At 68.3% G+C, this 9,846-nt stretch carries 11 protein-coding genes; 5 read left to right on the forward strand and 6 right to left on the reverse strand.

Annotated elements, in window-relative coordinates:
- From ISS20_RS20945 to ISS20_RS20965, 5 genes are all read left to right on the forward strand, one after another.
- On the forward strand, positions 1–402 hold a 402-nt coding region (locus ISS20_RS20945), incomplete at its 5' end, for an FAD-dependent oxidoreductase (protein ID WP_366828625.1).
- A 153-nt stretch (positions 403–555) separates the two neighbouring features.
- Positions 556–1,566 (forward strand): tripartite tricarboxylate transporter substrate binding protein, encoded by a 1,011-nt coding sequence (locus ISS20_RS20950; RefSeq protein ID WP_291439212.1) that lies wholly within the window; start codon positions 556–558, stop codon positions 1,564–1,566.
- Positions 1,567–1,714: 148 nt separating this feature from the next.
- Positions 1,715–2,383, forward strand: a complete 669-nt coding sequence (locus ISS20_RS20955; RefSeq protein WP_291439214.1) for a response regulator — start codon at positions 1,715–1,717, stop codon at positions 2,381–2,383.
- Between the two features lie 3 nt (positions 2,384–2,386).
- Positions 2,387–3,775, forward strand: coding sequence for a sensor histidine kinase (locus tag ISS20_RS20960; protein WP_291439216.1), 1,389 nt, complete (start codon positions 2,387–2,389; stop codon positions 3,773–3,775).
- Between the two features lie 55 nt (positions 3,776–3,830).
- The gene (locus tag ISS20_RS20965) at positions 3,831–4,868 is read left to right on the forward strand and encodes a tripartite tricarboxylate transporter substrate-binding protein (protein ID WP_291439218.1); all 1,038 of its coding nucleotides are present in this window, start codon (positions 3,831–3,833) and stop codon (positions 4,866–4,868) included.
- 151 nt (positions 4,869–5,019) lie between these two features.
- Here the strand turns inward: ISS20_RS20965 and ISS20_RS20970 are convergent, their stop codons facing one another.
- The 6 genes from ISS20_RS20970 to ISS20_RS20995 form a co-directional block, all read right to left on the reverse strand.
- The gene (locus tag ISS20_RS20970) at positions 5,020–5,232 is read right to left on the reverse strand and encodes a DUF2788 domain-containing protein (protein ID WP_291439220.1); all 213 of its coding nucleotides are present in this window, start codon (positions 5,230–5,232) and stop codon (positions 5,020–5,022) included.
- A complete protein-coding gene (locus ISS20_RS20975; protein WP_291439222.1) occupies positions 5,229–6,092 on the reverse strand; it encodes a DUF2189 domain-containing protein in 864 nt (287 codons plus the stop codon). The genes ISS20_RS20970 and ISS20_RS20975 overlap by 4 nt, the downstream gene beginning before the upstream one ends.
- 111 nt (positions 6,093–6,203) lie before the next feature.
- Complete coding sequence (locus ISS20_RS20980) at positions 6,204–6,911, reverse strand: HAD-IA family hydrolase (RefSeq protein WP_291439223.1); 708 nt, start codon at positions 6,909–6,911, stop codon at positions 6,204–6,206.
- 114 nt (positions 6,912–7,025) lie between these two features.
- The gene (locus ISS20_RS20985) at positions 7,026–8,102 is read right to left on the reverse strand and encodes a LacI family DNA-binding transcriptional regulator (protein ID WP_291439225.1); all 1,077 of its coding nucleotides are present in this window, start codon (positions 8,100–8,102) and stop codon (positions 7,026–7,028) included.
- Positions 8,099–9,124: a D-glycerate dehydrogenase gene (locus ISS20_RS20990; RefSeq protein WP_291439227.1), complete on the reverse strand. Its 1,026-nt coding sequence runs from the start codon at positions 9,122–9,124 to the stop codon at positions 8,099–8,101. The genes ISS20_RS20985 and ISS20_RS20990 overlap by 4 nt, the downstream gene beginning before the upstream one ends.
- Positions 9,121–9,846 (reverse strand): sugar kinase (locus tag ISS20_RS20995; protein ID WP_291439229.1); only part of this gene is annotated, 726 nt, incomplete at its 5' end. The genes ISS20_RS20995 and ISS20_RS20990, both read right to left, overlap by 4 nt.

The following is a 9,846-nucleotide window of genomic DNA, read 5'->3' on the forward strand; positions in this document are numbered from 1 at the left end:
TACGCCCACGCCAGCGGCGCGCGCTTGCCCCTGCCCATGCTGGCGCTGCGCAACACGGCAGAGCACCCGGCGCAGTTCGTGTTCGACCGAGGCCAGCTCGATGGCCAGCAGGGGTTGCTGGCCTTTGTGGTGAGCGCCAGCGAAGGCGACCGGGCGCTCATCGAGCAGCAGGTGCTGCAGCAGGCTTCCGCACAGCTGGGCCGGCCGGGCCTGCGACCCGTGCAGACCGTGGTCGAAAAGCGTGCCACGTTTGCGTGCACCCCGGGCCTGCAGCGTCCCGCCATGCAGGTGCTGCCGGGGCTGACGGCCTGCGGCGACTATGTGGAGGGCCCCTACCCGGCGACGCTGGAAGGCGCGGTGCTCAGCGGCACCGCCGTGGCCGCCTGCGCGGCAGCGGGCTGACCCCACGCAACCGGGGGCCAGCAGGCCACCCCCGGGTAACTACCAAGCCCGCTGACAGCATTCCGAAAGCCCGGCCCGGGCACCATGGCGCCACACGCATACCACATGCGCGCTGCCCGCCTTACGGCCTTTTGTTTTGACGGAGACACTCCCATGCTTTCACACGAACTCCCCGCCCTCTGGTCCCCCACCCGCCGCCATCTGCTGGGAGCCAGTGGTGCACTGGCCCTGGGCGGCCTGCTGCCCGCCGGTGCTTCGGCACAGGCGGCCTGGCCGTCCAAGTCGGTGCGGTTTGTGGTGCCGTTCGCACCGGGCGGCAGCTCGGAGATCGTGGCCCGCTCCACCGCTGCCGAGCTGGGCAAGACGCTGGGCCAGAGCGTGTATGTGGACAACAAGCCCGGCGCCGCAGGCAACATTGCCATGGGTGAAGTGGCCCGCTCTGACGACCAGCACACACTGATCCTGGGCCACATCGGCACGCTGGCCGTCAACCCCTTCATCTTCGACAAGCTGCCTTACGACGCCAACAAGGACTTCAAGCCCGTGAGCCTGCTGGCCAAGGTGCCCAGCCTGTATGTGGTGCACCCCGACGTGCCTGCCAAGAACCTCAAGGAGTTCATTGCCTACGCCAAGAAGAACCCGGCCAAGCTCAGCTATGGCTCGGCAGGCAACGGCAGCGCAGGCCACCTGGCGTTTGAATACCTCAAGATGACCGCCGAGATCTTCATGCTGCACGTGCCCTACCGCGGCACCGGCCCCATGATGACCGACCTGCTCTCGGGCCGTCTTGATGCCGCTGCTGTGGGCGCTGCAGCCCTGCTGCCCTTCATCAAGGCCGGCAAGGTGCGCTGCATCGCCACCGGCTCTGCCAAGCGCCTGCCCCAGTTGCCCGACGTGGCCACGGTAGCCGAACAGGGCTTCCCGGGCTTTGAAATGACGCAGTGGTACGGCATGCTGGCGCCCGCCAACCTGGCCCCGGCCAACCTCGAAAAACTGGCGGCCGAGACCGCCAAGGCCGTCAAAGCCCCCGGCTCGCTGGAGCGCCTGAACGCGGACGCGGCAGAGGCCATTGGCGGCACGCCCGCGCAGTTCGCGCAGTTCATCGCGTCCGAACAGGAGCGCTGGAAGAAGGTGCTGCTGCGCGCGAAGGTGAAACCCGATTAACCCCCTGAGCCGCTTCGCGTCTTCCCCCCAGGAGGACGCCACCGGTGGCCTGGCAAAGCCAGTTCCACGGTGGCTCTGGCTTGGGCCTCGCCAGTTGCAAACCCCTGGAACGCAAAGAAATAGCAGCGAACGGCATTAGCATCCCTCCATGCGCATCCTCCTGGCCGAAGACGACCACAACCTGGGCACCTGGCTCAGCCGCGCGCTGGAGCATGCAGGCATCCAGGTCGAATGGGTGAACGATGGGCGCCTGGCAGACCGCGCGCTGCAGCAGCACGACAACTACGACGCACTGGTGCTGGACCTGGGCCTGCCAGGGCTGGACGGCCAGGCCGTGCTGCAGCGACTGCGCGACCGCGACCAGCGCCTGCCCGCACTGATCCTCACGGCACGCGACTCGCTGGACGAACGCGTGCGCTCGCTCAACGCGGGGGCCGACGACTTTCTGGCCAAGCCGTTCGAACTGGCAGAACTGGAAGCGCGGCTGCACGCCCTGGTGCGCCGCGCGCGCGGCAACGAGCACCCACGCCAGGCCTGTGGTGCGCTGGTGTATGACAACGCCCGCAAGCAGTTCACGCTGCAGGGCGAGTCCCTGGCCCTGTCGCCGCGCGAACATGCCGTACTGCGCGTGCTGGTGCAACGTAGTGGCGAGCCGTTTTCCAAGCAGCAGATCCTGGACCGCGTGTTCACCGAAGATGACGACGTGCACCCTGAAGCCGTGGAGGTGTTCGTGCACCGCCTGCGCAAGCGGCTCGATGGCAGCGGTGTGCGCATCACCACGCTGCGCGGCCTGGGCTACGCGCTGGAAGCAGACTGAACCATGGGCATGACCCAGCGCCTGCGCCGCGCCAGCCTGTGGCGGCTGCTGGCCATGCTGTTGCTGCCGCTGCTGACCGTGGTGACCGGCGTGGAGCTGTGGATGACCCGGCACGATGCGCTGGAGGCTGCCAACGCGGCCTACGACCGTTCACTGCTCGGCGCGCTCAAGTCCATCGACGCCAACATCTCCACCGCCTCGGGCGGCCTGTCTGCCGAGCTGCCTTACAGCATGCTCGAATTTTTTGAACTCACGGCCAGTGGCAACGTGTACTTTCGCGTGGCGTCGTCCGACGGGCTGGTGGAGCTGGGCAATGCCGACCTGCCCCTGCCCGCCGGCCCGCTGGAGCCTGGCGTGCCACGTTTTTATGACGCCACCTACTTTGGCGAATCCGTGCGGCTGGCGGCCTACCGCCGCGCGCTGGACCGTGCAGAGCCCGCATCCACCGTGCTGGTGCAGGTGGCCGAAAGCACCCGGTCGCGGCAGGACTTCACCGACCGCTTTGTGCGCCGCGCGGTGCAGCGCGATGCGCTGGTGCTGGTCCTGATGGTGCTGGGCACTGCGGCACTGCTGGCTGTGGCGCTGCGCCCGCTGGCACGGCTGGCGCGCGAGGTGCAGGCCCGCAGCAGCGACGACATGACCCCGCTGGCATCCAACGACCTGCCCGCAGACATCCGCCCGCTGGTGGACGCGGTCAACCAGCAGATGGCGCGCACGCAAGACCTGGTGGCACAACAGCGGCAATTTCTGGACGATGCGTCGCACCAGTTGCGCACCCACCTCACCACGCTGCAGATGCAGATCGACTACGCACGCCGCGAGGGCGACACCACACAGGTGCAGCACACGCTGGCGGCCATCGGGGGCGAAATCGCCCGCGCCACGCGCAGCACGCAGCAACTGCTGGCACTGGGCCGCAGCGACACAGCGGCGGTGGAGCTGACTCCATTCGACCTGGCCGCGCTGCTGCGCACGGTGGCGCTGGAGCTGCTGCCCCAGGCGCGCGCCAGGCAGATCGACTTTGGCATCCAAACACCCGCCGCTGGCATCGAGGCCGTGGGCGACAGCGGCCTGCTGCGCGAGGCTTTGACCAATCTGGCGGCGAACGCCATCGCCTACACCCCGGCCAAGGGCACCGTCACTGTGTCGGCAGCCAGTGACGGCCTGGGCTGGAGCATCAGCGTGGAGGACAACGGCCCCGGCCTGCCCGCCGAAGAGCGCGACGCCCTGGGCCAGCGCTATCGGCGCGGCTCGCAGGCCACAGCGGGCGGGTCGGGCCTGGGGCTGGCGATTGCGCGGTCGATTGCCGAGCGGCATCGCGGCAGCCTGCGCCTGCAGGCGCGCGCCGAAGGGCCAGGGCTTCTGGCGATACTCTGGTGGCCCCGCGCCTGACACAGCCCGCTCAACCACTGAACCACTGAACGCTCGACACCCCATGCCGCAGCCCTTGCCCGCCACGGACCGCCCGCTGACCGCGCCTTGCAGCCGCCGCCAGCTGCTGCAGACGCTCGCGGCCGCCGCCAGCGCTGGCGCGGGCCTGGCGCCCCTCCCGGCAGCGGCCGACGCATCCCGCGAACCGGCAGAATGCATTGCGCCTTCACGCCCCGGCGGCGGATTTGACCTGACCTGTGGTCTGGCCTCACAGGCGCTGCAGGCCGTACGCCCTGGCCGCACGCCGATGCGCACCCGCTACCTGCCCGGAGGCATTGGTGCGGTCGCGTTTGATCAGGTGGCCACGGGCCGCCTGGGGGGGGCCGGCACCCTGGTGGCGTTCTCCAGCGGCTCACTGCTCAACATGGCGCAGGGCCGTTTCGGCCCGCATTCAGTCGACGCAGTGCGCTGGATCGCGACGCTGGGCAATGACTACGGCGTGGTGGCCGTGCACCGCGACGCCCCGCACCAGCGCTTGCAGGACGTGGTGGCCGCGCTGCAAAAGGACTCGGCCCGCGTTGTGTTTGGCGCCGGTGGCACGCTGGGCAGCCAGGACTGGGTCAAGGCCGCCCTGCTGGTCCGCGCGGCCGGGCAAGACCACAAGCGCATGCGTTTTGTGTCGTTCGAAGGCGGCGGCGAAGCACTCAAGGCGCTGGGTGGCAGACACATCGACATCTTTACCGGCGACGCTGCTGAGGCCACCAAGGCCGCTGCCGAAGGTCTGCCGCTGCGCATCCTGGCGGTGCTGGCCCCCGCTCGGCTGACCGGTGCACTGGCCGCTTTGCCCACGGCACGCGAACAGGGCATCGACCTGCTGTGGACCACCGTGCGCGGCCTCTACATGGCCGCCAGCGTGCCCGATGCCGACGCCCACGCCTGGACGACCGCCCTGCAGGAAGCCCAGGCAGCGCCTGGCTACGCGGCCCTGTGCGCCCGCCATGGGCTGTACCCCTTCGCGCTGAGCGGCGCGGCGCTGGATGACTATGTGCAGCGCAGCCTGGCCGACTACCGCCGCCTGGCGCAGGAGCTGGGGCTGCGGTCCTGGCCGCGTTGAAGCACCATGCCCTACACAGGTTTCAATAGGTCATGAGCAGCCGTCGCAAAGCTGCCACGGCTCCGCTCAAACAGCCTTTCGTAGCTTTTGGTATCGCAAAAATGCACGGCCAAAGCAGCACTACCGCCTTTTGGGGACGGGTTAGGTGCCGTTACCGCTCCATCCACCACTGAATCACCACCTTGGCCAGGAACCCCAGAAACCCCACGCCCAGGCCCAGGAAAATCACGAACGTGCCAAAGCGCCCCGCCTTGGATTCCCATGCCAGCTGCCCGATGATGAACAGCATGTAGGCAATGAACGCCCCCACCCCGTAGGTGAGGAAGAAACCCGAGATCTGCGCCTCGGTAAATCCAAAAATCACGATGTCCCTCCAGGCCGGCGCACAGGGGCAGCTGGCACAGCGGGGGCCACCAGGTCACGCTCGGGCAGGCTGGATGCATCCACCAGGTCGCGGTACGCGTGCCAGCTGGCGTGGCCCAGCATGGGCATCACTGCGATCAAGCCGAGCAGCAGGGAGCCCAGGCCGAGCAAAGTAAAACCCAGGATGATCGCTGCCCAGAACGCCATCGGCAGCGGGTTGGTGATGACTGCCTGCCAGCCCGTGAGCACCGCCTGCAGCAGGTTGGCGCGGCGGTCCAACAGCAGCGGCATGGCTACCACGCTGGACGCAAAAATGGGCGCCGCCATCAAGCTGCCCAGTGCCAGCCAGATTTCAAACAACCAGCCGTCGCGCGCCATGACCACGTGGCGCAAAAAATCGAGCGGTGTCTCGATGGGCACGGGCGCCAGCAACGTGATGAGCGCCGCCGAGGTCATGACCCAGCCCGAGGCGGCCAGCGCCAGCAGGGCACCAAACTGCAGCATGCACCAGTAGTCGTTGCCCCATTTGTTCACATGGCTGTTCTGCCAGTTGAGCCAGGTCTTGAGCACCACACCCAGGTTGGCCGCCTCGCCGCGCTCCAGCGCGCGGCTCAGGGCGTACAGGCTGGTGGCCAGCACCGGCGCCACCACCAGAAAACCCGAAAGCGCCCCCGCAAGCAACCAGAAGCGGTGGTGCGCCACTACAAAGATGGCGGCCCCAAACAGTGTGAGCGCCAGGCCATGCGCAAAGCTGATCCAGCCCGCCCGTGCCATGTCGCGCCAGGCCAGCACCAGCCAGGTCATGGGCTGCATCAGGCCGATGGTGCGTATGGCCGGCAACGGGGGGGGAGTACGGGGCATGGTGGGAGGGGTCGCTGAGCGACGATGAAGTGTGACCTGATCGGGCCGTGGCATCAACCGCCACGCGCCCAAACCTTGACCTGAGGCAAGAAACCGGGCCGGCGCAGCCGATCAGGCGAGCAGTCGGCACAGAGCAGTGAGGCTATCCACCGTGGCATGTGGCTGCACATCGTTGTGGGGCCAGGGGTGGTTGGCGCTGTTGATCCACACGGCCTGCATGCCCGCGTTGAGCGCGCCCTGCGCATCCAGCGTGGCGTCATCGCCGACATGCAGCACCTCGTGAGGCAGCACATCGGCCGCGCTGGCGGCGGCATGGAAGATGCGCACATCGGGCTTGGCCACGCCGAAATCCGACGCGCTGATGCTGTGACGAAAGTAGTGGCCGATACCGATGCGGTGCACGTCGGCATTGCCGTTGGACAGAGCCACCACCGGATAACGGGCCGACAAAAAGGCGAGTGTCTCGTGTGCGTCGTCAAACAGCTCCACACGCTGGCGCTCGGCAAAAAACAGGTCGAAGGCTGGCTCGGCCAGCGCTGGTTCGTCGCCAGCCTGGGTCAGTGCCAGCCGGATGGACTCGCGCCGCAGCGCGCTCAGGTCGCCCTTCAGGTCAGGGCGAAGGGCCACCATCTGGTTGCGGATGGCGCGCAGCGCCTCGGTGTCCGAGAACAGCGCCGCCGTGGCGGGCGCATGGTGGGTCAGCCAGTCCAGCAGCACGCCTTCGGCCCGCGTGATGGTAGGCCAGATGGGCCAGAGCGTGTCGTCCAGGTCGATGGAAATGGCGCGGATGCGGGAGGTGTCCAGAGAGGGATTTGGCACAGGGCGCACCTGAAGGATGAAGGCGAAAAGAGAGGCCCCGGCAATGCGCCAGGGCGAGGGCCGCAAAGCATACCGCAGGCCCTAGGGATGTCCTGCATCCCTTGCGCAGCGCGTTCAGCCTGCGGATGCAGCGCCCGCAGGCCCCAGCGACGATCCGCGCACCACCAGCAGCCCGGGCAGCAGGCTCTCGCGCGCAGGGCCCTGCAGGCCGTTGATACGCTCCAGCAGGCACTGCGCCGCGCGTTGACCGATGGCATCGGTGGGCTGGGCCACCGCGCTCAGGCCGGGCCGGATCAGCGACGCCCATTCGGGGTCGTCAAAGCCCACAAAGCCCAGCTGTTGCCCAAACGTCCACCCCATGCGCGAGACGGACGCCGCCACCCTCAGCGTGACCACCGAATTACCCGCCACCACCGCACAGCGCTCGCCGGGCCGGGCCTGCCGCAGCAGATCGGTGAGCGCTTGGTCTAGCACCTCATCGCCCTGCTCGGCTGCCAGCTCCAGCACAGTGCCGCGCACCGCGGAGCGTTTGGAGGACACCAGCGCACGGAAGGCCTCCGTGCGCTCGATGCGGGAACTCACGCCCAACAAGGGCTGGGTGATGTAGAGCAGTCGCTGCCAGCCTTGCTGCTGCAGGTGGGCGCAGGCTTCGCGCATGGCGCCCTGGTTGTCCAGCGAGACGAAGTCTGCCGCCAGCCCGGCGTGGCGCCGGTCCACCAGCACGGCGGGCTTGCCGTGCAAGGTGTTCACATCCGCCTGCCCCTCGCCCTGCCCCAGCGTGTTGAGGATAAAACCATCCACCTGGTAGCTGGCCAGCGCGTCGATGGCCGCGCGCTCGCGCTCGCGGTCGTTGCCCAGGTTGAACAGCATGACCAGGTAGCCTGCGTCCTGGCAGGCTTTCTCGGCGCCCCGCAACACGGCCACCGAATAGGGGTTGGTGATGTCGGCCACCACCAGGCCAATGAGGCGCGAGCGGCCATGGCTCAGCGCCTGGGCCATGGGGCTGGGCACATAGGCCAGCTTGGCGATGGCCGCCTCGACCCGCGCTGCAATGTCGGGGCTGAGCAGGCGTTCACGGTGGTTGAAGTAGCGCGACACCGTGGCCTTGGACACACCGGCCTCGGCCGCCACATCGGCGATGGTGGGGCGGGCGCGCGGCGTGGTGGAGGGTGCAGGTGTCGGCGGGCTCATGCTTGCAAGGGGTTGTACACGGCGGCGGGCCGTTCGCCGGCCAGTGCCTGCAGAAGGTTGGTGGTGGCCAGCGCGGCCATGGCATGGCGCGTGTCTTGGGTGGCCGAGCCGATGTGCGGCAGCGGGGTGACGCGCGGGTGGGTGCGCAGGGGCGACGCCAGCGGCAGAGGCTCGGTAGCAAATACATCGAGCCCCGCTGCGCGCAGCGGGCCATGGTCCAGCGCGTGCAGCAGGTCTTGTTCCACCACGGTGGCGCCCCGGCCGCCATTGATGAAGATGGCGCCGGGCTTCATGGCTGCAAACAGTTCGGCGTTGACCATGCCCCGTGTGCTGTCCGACAAGGGCAGCATGGCCACCACAAAGTCCGACTGCGCCAGCAGCGCGGGCAGCGGCGTGTGGATGGCCTTACCCTGCAATTCGGGCGCCTGGGCAGCAAGGTTCACGGGGCGGCGGGCGTGGTACATCACGGGCATGCCAAACCCCAGTGCGGCGCGGCGTGCCACGGCCTGGCCAATGCGGCCAAATCCGAGCAGGCCCAGCGTCTTGCCATGCACATCGCTGCCAAACAGGTCTTCTCCAATGTTTTTGGTCCACCGGCCCTCGCGCAGCAGCTGCGACAGCTCCACCAGCCTGCGGCTGGTGGCCATGAGGAGGGCAAACACCGAGTCTGCCACCGTTTCGTCGAGCACCCCCGGGGTGTGGCACAGCACGATGCCGCGAGCCCGCAGCACGTCCAGCGCGTAGTTGTCCACGCCCACCGAGATACTGGACACCACCTGCAGCCGAGGCGCACGCGCCAGCACAGCGGCATCGATGGGAAAGCTGGAGCCAATGAGCCCGTGCGCCTGCGCCAGCGCCGCATCAAACCGCGCGCGCTCGTCGGGCTTGCGCGGGTCGGCCACCGTCACGTCGTGCACGGCGGTCAAACGCGCCAACTGGTCGGGTGGTAGTTCGCGAAACACCAGCACCTGTTTGCGCTCTGGACTTGGGCTGCCGTCTGCAGAAAGTGGCGCCAGGCTCACAGGCCAGCCTCCTGCAGTTGTGTGCGGGTAGGCAACCCCTCGGTGTCCCCCAGCACCTGCACGGCGCGCGCACCAATCCAGGCGCCACGGCGCACGGCGGCAGGCACGGGCAGGCCTTCCAGCAGCGCGCTGATCACGCCCACCGCAAAGCCGTCGCCCGCGCCCACGGTGTCCACCACCAGGGCCACGGGCACGCCGGGCACGCGGCCGGTGCCGGCCACATCGCTGTCGTAGTACGCCCCCTCGGGGCCGAGCTTGACCACCACCAGCTTGGCGCCCCGCTCACGGTAAAAGCGTGCCACGCCCTCGGGGGTGGTTTCGCCAGTCAGGAACACGCCCTCTTCCATGCCCGGCAGCACCCAGTTGGCATAGGTCGCCAGGGTGTTGATCCAGTGGCGCATGGTCTCGGGCGACGACCACAGCGTGGGACGCAGGTTGGGGTCGAACGAGATGGTGCGGCCTGCAGCACGCATCACCTCCAGTGTGCGGATAGCGGCCTGCAGGCTGGTGTCGGAGATGGCGGCAAACACGCCTGTGGCATGCAGGTGGCGTGCGGACTGCAGCCAGGGCTCGTCCACATCGGCAGGCCCCATCTGGCTGGCGGCGGAGCCCTTGCGGTGGTATTCGACCTGCGGATCTCGCCCGTCGGTCACGCGCTCCTTGAACTGGAAGCCCGTGCGCTGCGTGGCATCACACACCACGTGCGAGCAATCGATGCCTTC

The sequence above is a fragment of the Acidovorax sp. genome (assembly GCF_016783915.1).
In the GTDB taxonomy this organism is placed as follows: domain Bacteria; phylum Pseudomonadota; class Gammaproteobacteria; order Burkholderiales; family Burkholderiaceae_C; genus Acidovorax.